Annotated in this window: 12 protein-coding genes; 7 read left to right on the top strand and 5 right to left on the bottom strand. The window is 32.9% G+C overall.

Annotated features, from left to right (window positions below; all coding sequences use genetic code 11):
* Positions 1-72 precede the first annotated feature (72 nt).
* From pulA to istB, 5 genes are all read left to right on the top strand, one after another.
* A complete protein-coding gene (gene pulA / locus EM308_RS11910) occupies positions 73-2,031 on the top strand; it encodes a type I pullulanase (RefSeq protein WP_156101344.1) in 1,959 nt (652 codons plus the stop codon).
* 67 nt (positions 2,032-2,098) lie between these two features.
* Positions 2,099-2,281 (top strand): CAL67264 family membrane protein, encoded by a 183-nt coding sequence (locus EM308_RS11905; RefSeq protein ID WP_035637005.1) that lies wholly within the window; start codon positions 2,099-2,101, stop codon positions 2,279-2,281.
* A 152-nt stretch (positions 2,282-2,433) separates the two neighbouring features.
* Positions 2,434-3,693 (top strand): uracil-xanthine permease family protein, encoded by a 1,260-nt coding sequence (locus tag EM308_RS11900; RefSeq protein ID WP_035637003.1) that lies wholly within the window; start codon positions 2,434-2,436, stop codon positions 3,691-3,693.
* Positions 3,694-4,185: 492 nt separating this feature from the next.
* Positions 4,186-5,733: an IS21 family transposase gene (istA, locus tag EM308_RS11895; protein ID WP_035634844.1), complete on the top strand. Its 1,548-nt coding sequence runs from the start codon at positions 4,186-4,188 to the stop codon at positions 5,731-5,733.
* Positions 5,734-5,749: 16 nt separating this feature from the next.
* Positions 5,750-6,487 carry an IS21-like element helper ATPase IstB gene (gene istB / locus EM308_RS11890; protein WP_035634847.1) on the top strand — a complete coding sequence of 246 codons (738 nt, stop codon included), beginning with the start codon at positions 5,750-5,752 and terminating at the stop codon, positions 6,485-6,487.
* Positions 6,488-7,333: 846 nt separating this feature from the next.
* Here istB and EM308_RS11880 read toward each other — a convergent pair.
* Together EM308_RS11880 and EM308_RS11875 are read right to left on the bottom strand one after the other, a co-directional pair.
* Positions 7,334-7,621, bottom strand: a complete 288-nt coding sequence (locus tag EM308_RS11880; protein WP_035638843.1) for a hypothetical protein — start codon at positions 7,619-7,621, stop codon at positions 7,334-7,336.
* A 188-nt stretch (positions 7,622-7,809) separates the two neighbouring features.
* A complete protein-coding gene (locus EM308_RS11875) occupies positions 7,810-9,393 on the bottom strand; it encodes a tyrosine-type recombinase/integrase (RefSeq protein ID WP_035638846.1) in 1,584 nt (527 codons plus the stop codon).
* Positions 9,394-9,558: 165 nt separating this feature from the next.
* Between EM308_RS11875 and ettA the strand changes: the two genes are divergently transcribed.
* Positions 9,559-11,250, top strand: coding sequence for an energy-dependent translational throttle protein EttA (gene ettA, locus EM308_RS11870; protein WP_035641361.1), 1,692 nt, complete (start codon positions 9,559-9,561; stop codon positions 11,248-11,250).
* 81 nt (positions 11,251-11,331) lie between these two features.
* Here the strand turns inward: ettA and EM308_RS18410 are convergent.
* The 3 genes from EM308_RS18410 to EM308_RS11850 form a co-directional block, all read right to left on the bottom strand.
* Positions 11,332-12,692 (bottom strand): IS3 family transposase gene (locus EM308_RS18410; RefSeq protein ID WP_394332816.1). Its coding sequence is split into 2 segments (ribosomal slippage): positions 11,332-12,215 and positions 12,215-12,692, totalling 1,362 coding nucleotides; the frame shifts between segments, so codons are not numbered across the junction.
* Between the two features lie 355 nt (positions 12,693-13,047).
* Positions 13,048-13,464: a thiol-disulfide oxidoreductase DCC family protein gene (locus tag EM308_RS11855; protein WP_035635225.1), complete on the bottom strand. Its 417-nt coding sequence runs from the start codon at positions 13,462-13,464 to the stop codon at positions 13,048-13,050.
* A gap of 19 nt (positions 13,465-13,483) precedes the next feature.
* Positions 13,484-15,649 (bottom strand): endonuclease MutS2, encoded by a 2,166-nt coding sequence (locus tag EM308_RS11850; protein WP_035635222.1) that lies wholly within the window; start codon positions 15,647-15,649, stop codon positions 13,484-13,486.
* A gap of 290 nt (positions 15,650-15,939) precedes the next feature.
* Here EM308_RS11850 and ung point away from each other — a divergent pair, with 290 nt between their 5' ends.
* Positions 15,940-16,611, top strand: coding sequence for a uracil-DNA glycosylase (ung, locus tag EM308_RS11845; RefSeq protein ID WP_035635219.1), 672 nt, complete (start codon positions 15,940-15,942; stop codon positions 16,609-16,611).
* The last annotated feature ends 179 nt before the right edge of the window (positions 16,612-16,790 follow it).

Genomic DNA, 16,790 nt, shown 5'->3' with positions numbered 1-16,790 from the left:
ATTTGCAAAATGTCTAGCTTCAAAATAAAAATCCATTTACTAATTGTTTTTCTTCTCACTATAAATTTTGCCATGAGCCAAAATTCAAAAATAAACACGATTCAATATGCTTCTTTTGAAGAGTATCCGGTTTATTTAAAAGACGATTTAGGCGTTGTTTATACCACAGATAAGACCACAATTAAGTTGTGGAGTCCTAATGTCTCTGAAGCAAAAATCAATCTCTATAAAGAAGGCAATGGAGGAGAAGCAATCGCAGTAAAAAACCTTGATTACGACACCAAAACAGGAGTTTGGCAAGTTGTTCTAAACGGCAATTATCACAATACCTATTATACATTACAGGCAAAATACAATAACGGAAATTGGTCCAAAGAAATGCCAGATCCGTATGCAAAAGGAGTTGGTGTAAACGGGAATCGCGGGTTAATTTTCGACCCAAAACTAACCAATCCGTCTAATTGGAATACAGACAAACAACCTCCTTTAAAATCGGTTTCAGACATTATATTGTATGAGGCTCATGTTCGGGATTTTTCAATCGACCCTTCATCAGGAATAAAAAACAAAGGAAAATTTCTTGGAATTGCAGAAAAAAATACCAGAAATTCTTTTGGTGAAACAACAGGATTAGATCATTTACAAGAAATGGGAATTACACATTTGCATTTACTTCCGGTGTTTGATTTCAAATCTGTTGATGAAACTGCATTGGAAAAAAACCAATATAATTGGGGATATGACCCACAGAATTACAATTCATTAGAAGGTTCTTATTCAACTAACCCTTTTGATGGTTTGGTGCGAATGAAAGAATACAAACAAATGATTTTGGCTTTGCATAAGGCGAATATCCGTTTAATAATGGATGTTGTTTATAATCATACGAGTTCGACCGATATTTTTGATCAATTGGTTCCCGGATATTACTATAGAAACTGGCCTGATGGAAAGCGTTCCGATGCATCGGCTTGCGGAAATGAATTTGCCTCAGACCGCATTATGGCTCGACAATTCATGTTGGAATCACTTAAATATTGGGTTAAAGAATATCATGTTGATGGCTTTCGATTTGATTTGATGGGGATTTATGACATCGAAACGATGAATAGTATTTCTGCCGAATTAAAGAAAATTGATCCGACTATTTTTCTGTATGGAGAAGGATGGACCGCCGGTGATTCACCTTTATCCATAGAAAAAAGAGCTATAAAAAACAATGTAAAAAAACTAAATGACATTGCCATTTTCTCAGATGACTTAAGGGATGCAGTAAAGGGACATTGGTCGAATGTCATCGAAAAAGGTTTTGTGAGCGGTAATCCAAACTACAAAGAAGTTATTCAATTTGGCATTGTAGCTTCTACCAATCATCCGCAGATAAAATATGATTCCAAAAGGGGATATGCCCAATTTTCTTATGCTGACAAACCTACAAAAGTAATTGGCTACGTGTCTTGTCACGACAACAACACGCTGTACGACAAACTAAAAATCGCTAATCCAAAAGCCTCTGAAAAAGAATTGGTTCAAATGGACAAACTAGCAAATACCATTGTTTTGACTTCACAAAGTATTCCGTTCCTACACATGGGAGCCGAAATGAAACGCACCAAAATGGGAGTGGAGAACTCCTATAAATCACCCGATAGCATCAACAAAATAGATTGGAACTGGAAGCACGAAAACAAAGACCTAGTTCAATATTATGAAAATCTGATAACGCTTAGAAAAAATCATCCTGCATTCAAAATGACTTCAGAAAAAATGATTCAGGAAAATTTAGAATTTTTGACGCTCGATTCTCCTTTATTGGTTGGATATACATTAAAAAACAATGCCAATGGGGATAACTGGAAAAATATCAGAGTGTATTTTAACGGTGATGAAGAAGAAACTAAACAGTATATTGACGGTACTTGGAAACTCATTTGCAATGGCGAGATAATCAACCAAAACGGAATAGAAACTATTAACGACCAATCGGTAACAATTCCCGGCAGAAGTGCAGTAATTTTGTATCAGGATTAACATTTAAAAATTTAAATATCCTAAAAAATACCGATATTTGCACCATTCAAAAACAAATACTACAATCATGGGAATGAATAAAAATACTATTTTAGGATGGGCTACTCTTATAATGATACTCATGGGAATATTACTTATAGCATTAGGCTTTTTTAAATACAGAGATGTTTCTGGTTGGGGGTTTGCTGCCGTTGGAATAGGGTTTTTCTCCATTGCCTGGGTATTTAGTTCATTAAAAGGCAGGTTGTAATTTTTATTCAAAAAACCCATGCTTATTCAAACATAATTATCGAAAAATTCAACAGAAGCCATTACAAAATTGTATTGGCTTTTCTTTTGCTTTTTACAATCGGATATTATACTCCTTTTTTTGTAAATCGAAATCATTTTAAAACATAACAAATGAAAACAATCAATACCCAAACAAAATTAATTTTAGGACTGCAACACGTTTTGGCGATGTTTGGAGCAACTGTATTAGTTCCTTTTTTGACAGGCCTTAATCCGTCGATAGCTTTACTTACCGCAGGTATTGGAACACTTTTATTCCACCTATGCACGAAGCGAATTGTTCCTGTATTCCTTGGATCATCATTTGCATTTATTGGTGCTTTAACATTAGTACTGAAAGAAGATGGAATTGCTCACGTAAAAGGCGGCGTAATTGCGGCAGGATTTGTGTACATCTTCATGGCAGGAATGGTCAAAGCTTTTGGCGTGGAGAAAATAAAATCTTATTTCCCTCCAGTGGTTGTAGGTCCCATAATTATGGTAATTGGTTTGCGGCTTAGCCCAGTTGCTTTATCTATGGCGGGTTATAAAAATGGGACTTTTGACATGAACAGTCTTATTATTGCCTCAGTTGTAATTGTTTCAATGATAAGCATTTCGATATTAGAAAAATCTTTTTTCCGGTTGGTTCCCATATTAATTTCTGTCGTTTTGGGATACATTACCGCTATAATGTTAGGAATGGTTGATTTTTCAGGTTTCGGTAAGGCAAGTTGGATTGGCTTTTCAGATGCTGCCATGAAAGATTTATTGACACTTCCTGTTTTTTCAACGGCTTCCATTATTGCTATTGCCCCCATAGCCTTGGTTGTTTTTATCGAACATATTGGTGATATTTCAACAAATGGAGCCGTTGTAGGAAAAGATTTCTTTGAAAACCCCGGAATTCCAAGAACATTATTAGGTGATGGAGTGGCAACTATCGTTGCCGGATTTTTGGGTGGTCCGGCAAACACCACGTATGGTGAAAACACAGGAGTTTTGGCCGTCACAAAAGTTTACGATCCAGCCATTCTGAGAATTGCGGCAGTCTATGCCATATTACTTGGTATAATTGGCAAATTCGGAATGGTCTTGCAGAGTATCCCAACCCCAGTCATGGGAGGAATCTCAATTATTTTGTTTGGAATGATTGCTTCAGTAGGCGTGAGAACTGTCGTAAATGCAGATATTGATTTTTCACACTCCAGAAATCTAATTATTGCATCATTGATTTTTGTATTGGGAATTGCAATTGACAATATAGTTGTTTCAGGTAGCTTTTCACTTTCGGGACTTACCATTGCGGCGATTATCGGAGTTGTGCTAAACAGAATCTTACCAAAAGATAAGTTAGATTCTGATTCAGATATAGAAACTGTGAGTGAGTAGTTTATAAGGATAACCAAAAGTTGATTTTTTTCTTACAAAACTTTTTTCAACATTTCAATAATCCATAAACTTGTCATTAAACAAATTACATGTCAGACGATAAAAAAATAATTTTTTCAATGCAATTAGTACTGCAGTGGGAATTGTCAGAAATGATTTCTTCTTAATTTTTTAGTTAAAATTTAATTTTTCTATTAGATTTTTCTCTATCATCCACTTCTACGCAAATATTAAAAACATAAATTTTTCTTTTTCTATAAAACAACATAACCACGTCATATAAATTAAAAACATAACACTCTTATGCATTACTGGAAAAAACGGTCAAATTGACCACCTCTTTCCAGTATAAATTGACCACCAGTTCCAGAGCAAACTGACCACCCCATTCCAGTTCAAATTGACCACCTAATTTTGGGGTAAATTAATTATTAAAAACTACAGACTTTTTCATGTCGTTAGAACCATACATTCGCAAAAAAAAAGCGGATTATGGCAAACAAAATAACAGACATGAGTAAAATTAGAAAAGTAATTAAATTCTATTGTGATGGAAAAAGTAAGTTATTTATAAGTAGCTACTTATCCCTTTCTAGGAATACGGTAAAGAAGTATATTTCTTTATTTGAAGTTCTCGGATTAAACTTTGAATTTATTGATAAAAAAACAGATGCTGAACTAGAACTTTTGTTTTCACAGACTACTGTGGAATCAATTAGTCCCAAATTACAAACACTCCATAATTATTTTCCTAAAATGGAGCGTGAGCTAAAAAAAGTTGGCGTTACCATACAACATATGTGGGAACAATATGCTGCCATAAACCCTGATGGTTACAGGAGTTCTCAATTTGCTCATTATTACAAAGTATGGAGTAAACAAGTCAATCCAGTGATGCATATGAATCATAAATCCGGTGATAAAATGTATGTTGATTATGCTGGAAAAACACTATCCATTATTGATAGCGACACTGGAGAAATCAAAGAAGTACAATTCTTTGTGGCTATATTAGGGGCTAGTCAATACACCTATGCTGAAGCTTCTATGAGCCAGCAAAAGGAAGATTTTGTTACTTCTGTAGAAAATGCCATGCGCTTTTTTGAAGGCACTCCTGCAGCAATTGTTCCAGATAATTTAAAATCTGCAGTAATAAAAAGCAGTCGTTTTGAGCCAACAATTAATGAAACTTTAGCCGACTTAGCGGAACATTACGAAACTACAATCTTGCCAACTAGAGCTTATAAACCTAGAGATAAGTCATTAGTTGAAGGGGCTGTAAAGATATTATACAGAAGAATTTATGTAACACTAAAAGAAACCAAATTCTTTTCTCTAGAAGAATTAAACCAACAGATATGGGATTTATTAGACATTCATAATAATCGAAAACTAACAGGTCGTCCTTACTCACGAAAAGAATTGTTTGTAGAAGATGAGAAACAAAAACTGCGTCCACTACCACAAGAACGCTTTGAAATCAAATATCAATCCTTTGCAACGGTAATGCAAAATGGTCATGTCCAATTAAGTCAAGACAAAAATTATTACAGCGTTCCGTATCAATATGTAAAGAAAAAAACGAAACTCTTGTACACAAGATCAACCGTAGAGATCTATTATAAATACAATCGAATAGCGGTTCATCAGCGAAATTACAAACCTTATGTCTATACCACAACTCCAGAACATTTAGCCAGTTCACATCAGTTTGTAGCTCAGTGGAGTGCTGCTCGATTCATTGATTGGGCAGGTAGTATTGATGAGTCAGTAGGAGAATATATTATGCAGATAATCGAAAGCAGAAACCATCCTGAACAGGCTTATAAAAGTTGTTTAGGAATACTAAACTTTGAAAAAAAGGTTGGTAAGCAGCGATTAATAAATGCCTGTAAACGAGCGCTTGACTTTAGAATTTACAATTTTAAGACCATCCAAAATATTTTAGAAAACAACTTAGATCGTATTGATTTAGAACAGGAACCTGAGCATGAACTTCCGAACCACGGAAACATAAGAGGCAAACAGTATTATAATTAAATTAAATCTTAAAAACATGAATGAATCCACAGTAACAAAAATGAGACAAATGAAACTTTACGGAATGTTTAATGCTTTTAAAACAGCGATTGAAAGCGGAAGAACAGACCACTACACACTCGATCAATTTGTATCGATGATTATTGATGCTGAATGGGACGAAAGGCACAATCGTCGTATAGAACGCAGTATAAAGAATGCTAAATTCCATTACAAATCAAATATTGAAAATGTCAATTTTGATGTATCCCGCAATCTTGACCGGAATACAGTTCTTCGTCTGGCAGAATGCGAATTTGTTGAAAAAAATGAAAACATCTTAATCACAGGAAGTACAGGTGTAGGCAAAAGTTATTTAGGTACCGCATTGGGTTACCAAGCCTGTATTCATGGCTATAAAGTAAGCTATTTTAATACTTCGAAGCTGTTTGCTAAATTAAAAATGGCCAAAGCAGATGGTTCTTACCTAAGAGAACTTGCCAAAATTGAAAGGCAAGACGTTATCATACTTGACGATTTTGGACTCCAGGCATTAGATAGTCAAAACCGAATTACACTTTTGGAGATTATTGAAGACAGGCATAATAACGGTTCTATAATTGTTACATCGCAAATTCCTGTACAAGGTTGGTATGATATAATTGGCGAAAAAACTATAGCTGACGCAATTTTGGATAGACTTATACATCAAGCCCACAGACTCGAATTGCATGGGGAATCTATGAGAAAGAAAAGAGGAATAAACAAGGAATAATATTTTAAGTATATTTGAGTACTAATTAGCGCATGAAAAAAAGTAGTTTTTTATGAAAACGGGGTGGTCACTTTGCTCCGGAATTAGGTGGTCATTTTGAATTGGAATCAGGTGGTCACTTTAAATTGGAATTGGGTGGTCAATATCACTGGAATTTACAGTATAGCCCATCATCGTTTATTAATAAACCATATCTATTTATTAACGCCACCACTACTTAAAGATTAAGATATTAACCTGCTGACTTACTACTCTGGTGATTAAATGTCATAGTTGCTTTTATATTCAGCGTGCCTCCCGTTAAAGCGATATAATGTAGTGCCCGGTGCAGATGTAAGGCGTCCTCACTACAAGAATTCTATTTTTATTTAATGCCGGTTATTTTTATTTAATTTTTCTTAATTGCTTTCTATTGGAAGAGCGAGAGTTTAACTCGCTCGTTCTAAACTTGTATATAAGTTTTTTATCTTCTTAAATTATATATAAAGAAATGAGTTGTTCCTTTTCGTTTTTTTTAATTTAATTTTTCAACTTTTATTTTCAATGTATCAATCTGAATTTTCAACCTCAACTTTTCTTTCTTTTTAATATCAGTTTCCTTGTTCAATCTTTCTTGATTTTTGGAAATAGCATCATTCCACTTTTTAATCTTTTCAAAGTCAATCATCTATTCTGTCTAATTTTTCTATTAGAATTAATTCCATCAAGTTGAATAAAGTTCTTTCAGGATAAAGATGTAAGTTTTTATATTTTACTATTTCAGCATCTTGCTTATTCAATAATCTTTGAACCTTTGATTTAGGAACCTTCAAAACATTTTTAATTGTTTGAATGTCATAGAGTTTTCTATTTCCTTTTATTACGAATATTACCATTTGTTTTTATTTTATATTTTTTTTGAAGTGAACGATATTCTTTGATTAAATCATCAATAGTTTCATCATTCTCCGTTGGTTCTTCATCGTCTTGAACTTCATCATTTTCTTCTTCGCCATAGCCCATAATTTTATCAAATTCTGCAATGACTTCTTTGTCGGATACATTCGTTTCTTCTTCAGGGAGTTCTTGAATTTTAGCATTATATTTCTCCTTGAGAAATTTTAAAAAGTTGGTATGAAGATGTTTGTATTTCATTTTTCTGTATTTATATTTTTTGAGTTGGTTGATTTGGTTTAGTTCAACAATAAATTATATATAAAACAGAAAATCCATTCTTTTAGAGAGAATGGATTTTTTATAGTTGATTAGAAAGTTCTATTATTGAAACCGCCAATTTTGTTTCTACAGGTTATGTCAAATAATCAGTTATAAATATTGATTTGTTAAATAACTTTTTGAATTACCAAACCAGCTTCATCGCTAGCATCCGTATCAACACCACTTTTAATGTAATTTTGAGTGGTTTTTAGCTCGGTATGGGCAAGCGCGTTGCTTATTTTATAGACATCAACATTTTCTTTCAGAAGAATAGAAACAAAAGTGTTTCTAGCAACGTGAGAACTTAATTTAATAACATATTTCCATCTGTCTTTTATTTTGATTGGAATATGATTATTATAAATTTCTGTTATTTTATAAAGACTTAGATTATAAGCATTTCTAATCGCCCTATATTTTTGAAATTGGGTATATGTCAAAACATCACCTTTTTTATAATCTTCAAAAAGAGGAACAGATTTATTATTCAACAGATTTAAAAACACAAATTCATTGTCATCTTTATTATTTATGACTTCCTGCATATGTTCTATAAAAATATTATTAATATCTTCAATCGTTTCAATCCTTAAGTCAATGATTTGTTTTATGTTAGAATCTGCAGTTTTAATAGTATAGCCTTTGTAACCTTCATATATGGAACTGTTTGAAGGAAAACCGATTTGAGGACAACTTTCAATTATTTTTTCTTCTAATTGTTTTACTGTAAATTGACCTTGTCCTAAAATACTTTTATCTGAAACTTTTATAGTCTCAATCATTTCCTTGTATTTACCAATCTCACCTAATGTTTCAGCTAGTATCAACATTATTTTTAAGCCTATAGCAATCTTTAATTGAGTATTAGTCTTCATCATTTTATAAGATAATCTCCCGTTTTTAAAATCACCATATCTAATAAAAACAACATCAGAGCATCGCATTCCATTACTCAAAATTTGAAAATAGAATATATTTCTTGCTATTTTCAATTTGTTATCTAATTCTAATTCCATTAATGCTTGAACTTGATTTATTGTTAATGGATTTTTTTCAGTTTTATTACCGGATTCATTTTTGATTAATGCAAAAGGATTTCTAGTAAAAGCATAATGTCCAGTATTATAGGCATCGTGATAAACTGATTTGATAACTTTAAAATAATTTCTCACTCCATTTTCTGTAAGTTTTCTGGGGTCAGAAACAGACAAACAGTAATTTTTAAACTTTACAAAAAACTCAGGTGTTAATTCATCAAAATATAAATCATCCTTTCCTAGTTTGGTGAGATATTTTTTTAATTTTCTCAATACATTTAATACTGAATATCTGTGTCCTTCTGTCTTTTTTAGAGCCATTCTTTCTTCAAAATATTCAATGAATGAAAGTCTATCGTTAATTATTTTTTCAGTTTTTAATATTTCGGGAATAGAAATAACAGGTTTGTCTTTTTGTTTAGGTTTCTCAATAGGAATATTGTTTTCAAACTTATAAACTCCTTCTTTGATTTGAGAATTTATAGTATCAACCTCAAATTCTTTATTTGGTTCAAAAAGTTGAAATTTTTTATTAAAATGATCTTCATAATATTTAGCTTTTACTTTAATTCCTAAACTCTTTTTTTTCTTCCCACCATCAAAAGATTGTATGCCAATTATTCCAAATTCGTCATTTGGATTCTTTTTATTTAAAACTATCTTTGTTGCCATATATTTAAATTTTTATTGGGTATAAACATACAACTATTTTATTGTTTTATTTATAAAAGTGGGAACAAAAAGTGGGAAGTTTTAACTTTAAAAGTTGAATATTTGAGTAGTGAATAATTTTTAAATCATTGAAAATTAATTAATTAACAAAAATAAAAAAATATTATGTCAGACGATAAGAAAGTAATTTTCTCAATGCAAAAATTGAGTAAAACCTATCAGGGAGCAGATAAACCTGTTCTTAAAAATATCTATTTGAGTTTCTTTTACGGAGCAAAAATTGGGATTTTAGGTTTAAATGGTTCCGGTAAATCTTCCCTTTTGAAGATTATTGCAGGTGTTGATAAAAACTATCAGGGAGATGTTGTTTTTCAACCTGGTTATAAAGTAGGTTATTTAGAGCAAGAACCAATTTTGGATGATTCTAAAACGGTTATCGAAATCGTTCGTGAAGGAGCTGCCGAAACAATGGCTGTTTTGGATGAATACAACAAAATCAATGATTTATTTGGTCTTGAAGAAAACTATTCTGATCCGGATAAAATGGACAAATTGATGGAGCGTCAGGCAGCTTTGCAGGACAAAATTGATGCTCTTGGTGCATGGGAAATAGATACAAAATTGGAAATTGCCATGGACGCTTTACGTACTCCGGATGGTGATACACCAATCAAAAACCTTTCGGGAGGTGAGCGTCGTCGTGTGGCCTTGTGTCGTTTATTATTGCAACAACCGGATGTTTTGCTTCTTGATGAGCCTACCAACCACCTAGATGCAGAGTCTGTACTTTGGTTAGAACAACACTTGGCACAATATGCAGGAACTGTAATCGCAGTTACTCACGACCGTTATTTCCTTGATAATGTTGCCGGTTGGATTTTGGAATTGGATAGAGGAGAAGGTATTCCTTGGAAAGGAAATTATTCTTCTTGGCTAGACCAAAAATCAAAACGTTTGGAGCAAGAAGAAAAAGTAGCTTCAAAACGCAGAAAAACTCTTGAACGCGAGTTGGAATGGGTTCGTCAGGGAGCCAAAGGTCGTCAGACGAAACAAAAAGCTCGTTTGCAGAACTACGATAAACTTTTGAATGAAGACCAAAAACAATTGGATGAAAAATTGGAAATCTATATTCCAAATGGTCCACGTTTGGGTACCAATGTTATCGAAGCCAAGAATGTAGCCAAAGCTTTTGGAGATAAATTATTATATGATAATTTGAATTTTACTTTGCCGCAAGCAGGAATTGTTGGAATTATTGGACCAAATGGTGCCGGTAAATCAACTATTTTCAAAATGATTATGGGTGAACAACAAACAGATAGCGGAGCGTTTTCGGTTGGTGATACAGTGAAAATTGCTTACGTAGATCAAGCGCATTCTAATATTGATCCAAATAAATCCATTTGGGAAAACTTTGCCGATGGTCAGGAATTGATTATGATGGGCGGAAAACAAGTAAATTCAAGAGCTTATTTATCTCGTTTTAACTTTGGAGGTGGAGAACAAAACAAAAAAGTTTCTATGCTTTCTGGTGGAGAAAGAAACCGTCTGCATTTGGCTATGACTTTAAAAGAAGAAGGAAACGTACTTTTACTGGATGAGCCTACGAATGATTTGGACGTAAATACACTTCGTGCACTCGAAGAAGGTTTAGAGAATTTTGCAGGTTGTGCTGTTGTGATTTCGCACGACAGATGGTTCCTAGACAGAATTTGTACGCACATTCTAGCTTTTGAAGGTGATTCTGAAGTATATTTCTTCGAAGGAAGTTTCACCGAATACGAAGAAAACAAAAAGAAACGTTTGGGCGGTGATTTAACTCCAAAACGTTTGAAATACAGAAAATTAATTAGATAATAATTAATTTAAAATAAATTAGAAAGCCTCAAATTTTTTATTGAATTTAGACTGCACCCAAAAGTTTGGACAAATTTATAATTAATTTTTATAATAGTGAGCTCGATATTTTATCGGGCTCATTTTGTTTAAATTTGATTTGATTCTATCGTTATTGTAATAGTTAATATACTGTTTAATTTCAGTTTTTAATTCTTCTATTGTTCTAAACTTTGTTATATAAAAAAGTTCAGATTTTAATGTTCCAAAGAAGTTTTCAATAATGGCATTATCTAAACAATTTCCTTTTCTTGACATGCTCTGTATAATTCCTTTTTCTTTTAATAAGTGTTGATATTGTTTCATTTGATATTGCCAACCTTGATCAGAATGAAGAGTTAAATTAGCGTTATTTGGTATTTTCTTAAATGCTTTTTTAAGCATAGTTACCACTTGATTAAACACTGGTCGTTCTGTTAGTTCATAACTAATTATTTCTTGATTAAATAAATCTATAATCGGTGATAAATACAATTTTTTTCCAAAGACATTGAACTCTGTTATATCGGTTGCCCATTTTTGATTGGGAGCTGTAGCTTTAAAATTACGATTTAACAGATTCGGTGCAATTTTACCATTTTCTCCTTTATAGGATTTGTATTTCTTTACCCTGATAATACTTTTTAACCCTAACAAATTCATTAATCGTAAAACGGTTTTGTGATTAATAACGATTCCTTTGTTTTGAAGTTCATCTGTTATTCGTCTATACCCATAACGCCCTTTATGTCTGTGATAAATAGATTTTATTAACTCTTTAATTACTTTGTATTTATCTGGTATTTCAGGTTGTTTTTGATGATAATAAAAAGTACTTCGTGCCATATTAGCATGATTTAAAAGTGGTTTTAAATCATATTTATGCCTTAATTCCATTATGACTTGCGCTTTTTGGCTTTCTCTTCTGCTTGAATTAAGGCTTGTAACTTTTTTAAATAATCAAGTTCACAACGTAATGCTTCGTTTTCTAAAAGTAGTTCTTCTTCTCTAGTTAATGGTTTATCTGATGTATGCTTTTTAGGTTTATTATTGCTCATAGATTTTGGTCTGCCTCTGGGTTTAGTATATAATCCTTTCAATCCAAAATTACTAAAATCTTTTTGCCATTTGATTATTATAGATGAATCGGAAATATTAAATCTTAAAGCAGTTTCTTTCAATGAAAGTGATTCTTTATAAATAGATTGCAATACTTTTAACTTAATATCTAAAGCGTATTTTTTGTTCTTATAACTAATCAACCCAGATTCACCATAGATCTTATAAAAACTAACCCATTTACGAATATTAGATTCATCTGGACCTTTCAATTTAGAAACATGTCTACTTGAATAGCCATTATTTAAAACTAACTCAACACATTCTTTCTTAAATGCATAATCATATTTTGATTTTCTTTCCATAAAAATACCCCCAAATAGTGTCTAACTTTTTGGGGGCAGTGCACTTTGAGGCTTTTTTTATATTTTACTCTTTTTAACTGGAAACGATATTTCTAAAAAACAAAAGAGGATGTTCACAGAAAAAACATCCTCTTTTTTTAGACAAAAAAAACTAATCATTTCATTTTACAGGTTTTCATCCTCATAGTGTCTTTTTTTAAACCAATAATTACTAATACGAAACAACTACCATATAAACGTATTAACTTCACTATGATTTGAACGATGAACTCCTTATAAAAACATAAATATTAAGATGTGTCAAAATTACACCATCAATACCTTGCAGCACATGACATTTATCATGTTATGAAAATTATTTCAAAAATTTTATTTCTAACTTTGGAGAAGGTATCATACAACTCTCTTTTTTACCGTACCACTTGTAGCGATTCCGGGCGATATAATCATATACTCTGTTTCTGATTCCGATTGGAATAATTCTAAAAACTGCTCCAAAACACCAAAGACCACCCAAATTTTTGGCAATTTCAATCACTGCCGCTGATTTGTAATAATATGCAATTCCTGGTTCGTACAAAACAATGCTGTCAATATCCTTAGAATTGATTCCTATGTCATTCAGGATTTTCTGCCCTAATTCTGATTGTAATGACACAAAACGAAAAATATCTTTCGAGTCGTGCCGAATCACAAATTGCACCGCAGAATTACAGAGATTACAAACGCCATCGAAGAGAATTATTTTTTTATTTTTAGGAAGATTGAGCATATTTAGTTATCAGAATTGATTATTTCTTAGCCGCTTCCACCAATTCCAATTCGTCCAAACTTACTTTCGAAGTAAAGATGCCATAATTGACAATCGCTTTGTTTTTCTCAATAGAATCAATACTTCCAACCGATTTTCCGTCTAGCATTCGCACGCGATCTCCTACTTTCAAAATAGGTTTTGGTTTTTCAATAACGGGTTTTAATTTCTTTTCTTTCTTTTCCTTTCGAATTTCTTCGACAACAACAGTAACTTCTTTTATGACCTCCTTTTTCTTTTCGATAATCGCTTTAGCCTCTTTCGGTGTGGCTTTTTTGCGTTTGGAATTCTCTATTTCAACAATTTTCAAAAATTCGCCAATAAGGTCTTTTTTATTTTTGTTATTGAAATATTTTTCGGCAATATCTTCTATTTTTTGGCCAATATAAATTGTCTTTTGGTTGCTATCATATAATTCTTGGTAGCTTTCAAGTTTTTGCTTGATTTTCACATTGATGTCTTCCATCTTTTTGCTTTCTTCACGTGCTTTGGTTTCTTCCTCCTTTAGATTTATGGAGGTTTTTTCAAGCTTAGAACGCTCTTTTTGCAAATTGGCGATCGTTTTATCGAATCGGACTTTTCCGATTTCAATTTTCTTTTTCGCCCGATTGATTAATCCAAAAGGAATTCCGTTTTTCTGAGCCACTTCAAAAGTAAAAGAACTACCGGCTTGTCCTAAAACCAATTTATACATCGGTTCTAATGATTTTTCATCAAATAACATATTGGCGTTGGTTGCATAAGGCAATTCATTAGCCAAAATTTTAAGGTTCGAATAATGCGTAGTGATTAATCCGAAAGCCTCTCTATGATAAAATTCTTCAAGGAAAATTTCGGCGAGAGCACCTCCTAATTCAGGATCAGAACCGGTACCAAATTCATCAATTAAGAACATGGTTTTCTTGTTGCATTTTTTCAAAAAATAGTTCATGTTCTTCAATCGGTAACTGTATGTACTTAAGTGATTTTCAATAGATTGATTATCACCAATATCCGTAAGTATTCGGTCAAAAAGAAAAGTTTCACTACGCTCATGAACAGGTATCAACATACCCGATTGCAACATCAATTGAAGCAAACCAACTGTTTTCATCGATATGGTTTTACCACCCGCATTGGGACCCGAAATAACAATTATTCGTTTTTCCTGACTCAATTCGATTGTTTGCGGATGCGTAATTTCCTTCTTTTGTTTATTGGTCAGATACAAAATAGGGTGATAGGCTTCCCTGAAATACAGACGCCGATTCTCTGTAATTGTTGGCAAAATTCCGTTGATTCTATTGGCGTATTTTGCCTTGGCTGCTATCACGTCAATATCGCTCAGGAAATCCTGATACTGAATCAGCAACGGTAAAAACGGGCGAATAGCATTTGTTAATTGTTTTAATATTTTTGTGATTTCTTCTTTTTCCTCATATTCCAAGTTGCTTAGTTCACGGGAATATTTAAGAGTATTTTCGGGTTCGATGTAGGCAATACTTCCTGTTTTGGAACTCCCCAAAATAGAACCTTTTACTTTTCGGCGGTACATCGCCAAAACAGCCAAAACACGCCTGTTTTGAACAAAACTTTCTTTGATATCGTCCAAATACCCCAAACTGTTGTATTGAGTAAGTGCTGAACCAAAACTCTGATTCACTTTTCCCCGAACTAAATTCATTTCCCTTCTTATTTCCAAAAGTCGGGGAGAAGCATTGTCTTTTATCTCACCGTATTTATCGACAACCACATCGACAGCAGTAACAATCTCTTTGGTAAGTTGTATCCCAGAACTTTTTGCGCAAAGGCTTGGGTAATAATCGTTGAATTTATTTAAAAAAGCCAAAAGAACATTAGTCGTTTCGGATATGGTGGCGATTTTTCTAAAACTTCCCACTTCAAGAAAACTGTCCTCTATCGCAAGAAATTTGATTTCGTAAGTAATCGCGTCAAAACCGTGATTGGGAATGGCATTGTTATTTTGAAAAGAGGAAACATACTCCGATGTCTGCAATAAGGCACTCATCAAAGTTTCTTTTTCTCTAAAAGGGGTAATTTCCAAAGCTTTTTGTTTTCCAATATCGGTGTTGCACATTTCGGAAATCGTTTCGAGAACCGTAGGAAATTGTAAGTCTTGTAATGTTTTTTCGGTAATGGAGATCATTTATTAAATTGGTTTTACTGTACAAAAATAAGCTTATTTAAGAAAGAAACATAGCCTTATTTTGCTTTGGCTTTTAATAACATCTTACCGCGAAGAGCGCAAAGATTTTTGTTACTTTGACCATATTACGTAATGTTCGCAAAGCTTTGCGAACATTACGTTTTCAAAAACACTAATATTACTTTGCGCTCTTTGCGGCTAAACTATAATAAATATCAAAATCATCTTGCTTAAAAATTAATCAATCTACTTTCAAATCATCCTGTATCTTTGTCAAATAACTTTTGAACATGAATCTCAATTTAAATCCTTCCTGGCAAACTATTTTATCTGATGAAATAGCAAAACCTTATTTTACCGAATTGATGAATATTGTTGATCAGGAATATCAAAATTCCGTTTGTTTTCCTCCAAAAGAATTGATTTTTTCGGCTTTTAATAATTGTCTTTTTGAAAATATAAAAGTCGTTATTATTGGTCAGGATCCGTATCACGGAGACGGAGAAGCCAATGGCTTGTCGTTCTCGGTAAATGATTCGGTTAAAATTCCGCCTTCGTTGCGCAATATTTTCAGGGAAATCACAACCGATTTGGATTCGATTTTTATGCCTGCTACGGGAAACTTGGAGTTTTGGGCAAAACAAGGCGTTTTGTTGCTCAATGCATCGCTGACCGTGCGAAAAGACAATCCGAACAGTCATAAACACCTCAATTGGAATATTTTTACAGATGCTGTTATTCAAAAAATATCAGAAGAAAAAGAGAATGTGGTTTTTATGTTATGGGGCGGTTTTGCCCAAAAAAAGGGTTCTAAAATAGACAGAAGCAAACACTTAGTTTTAGAATCGGGACATCCATCGCCTATGAGTGCTAATCAAGGGAAATGGTTCGGGAATAAACATTTTAGTAAGGCGAATGATTATTTGCTAAAGAATAATTTGAAGAAGATTGAATGGTTGTGATTTACAACAACAATTACTCTTTTTCAAACAGTTTGTCATCTCGACGAAGGAGAGATCGCATCACATTGTTCCAATATTCTTTTAAATTTCTTTGACGAATATCTTGATGAGATCTCTCCTTCGTCGAGATGACAAAAAAACGTAAAAACATCTTGATTTCACTAAACAACTTTATTTCG

This window comes from Flavobacterium gilvum, from assembly GCF_001761465.1.
GTDB lineage: Bacteria > Bacteroidota > Bacteroidia > Flavobacteriales > Flavobacteriaceae > Flavobacterium > Flavobacterium gilvum.
The sequence above is the reverse complement of the archived record's forward strand: the minus strand, read 5'-3'. Positions and strand labels throughout refer to the sequence as shown.

Bases quoted from the DNA above. Each gene is read 5' to 3' on its own strand.
- EM308_RS11875 (WP_035638846.1), bottom strand. From the start codon at position 9,393: ATGGCAACAAAGATAGTTTTAAATAAAAAGAATCCAAATGACGAATTT.
- istB (WP_035634847.1), top strand. From the start codon at position 5,750: ATGAATGAATCCACAGTAACAAAAATGAGACAAATGAAACTTTACGGA.
- pulA (WP_156101344.1), top strand. From the start codon at position 73: ATGAGCCAAAATTCAAAAATAAACACGATTCAATATGCTTCTTTTGAA.
- EM308_RS11855 (WP_035635225.1), bottom strand. From the start codon at position 13,464: ATGCTCAATCTTCCTAAAAATAAAAAAATAATTCTCTTCGATGGCGTT.
- ettA (WP_035641361.1), top strand. From the start codon at position 9,559: ATGTCAGACGATAAGAAAGTAATTTTCTCAATGCAAAAATTGAGTAAA.
- EM308_RS11900 (WP_035637003.1), top strand. From the start codon at position 2,434: ATGAAAACAATCAATACCCAAACAAAATTAATTTTAGGACTGCAACAC.
- ung (WP_035635219.1), top strand. From the start codon at position 15,940: ATGAATCTCAATTTAAATCCTTCCTGGCAAACTATTTTATCTGATGAA.
- EM308_RS11880 (WP_035638843.1), bottom strand. From the start codon at position 7,621: ATGAAATACAAACATCTTCATACCAACTTTTTAAAATTTCTCAAGGAG.
- EM308_RS11850 (WP_035635222.1), bottom strand. From the start codon at position 15,649: ATGATCTCCATTACCGAAAAAACATTACAAGACTTACAATTTCCTACG.
- istA (WP_035634844.1), top strand. From the start codon at position 4,186: ATGGCAAACAAAATAACAGACATGAGTAAAATTAGAAAAGTAATTAAA.
- EM308_RS11905 (WP_035637005.1), top strand. From the start codon at position 2,099: ATGGGAATGAATAAAAATACTATTTTAGGATGGGCTACTCTTATAATG.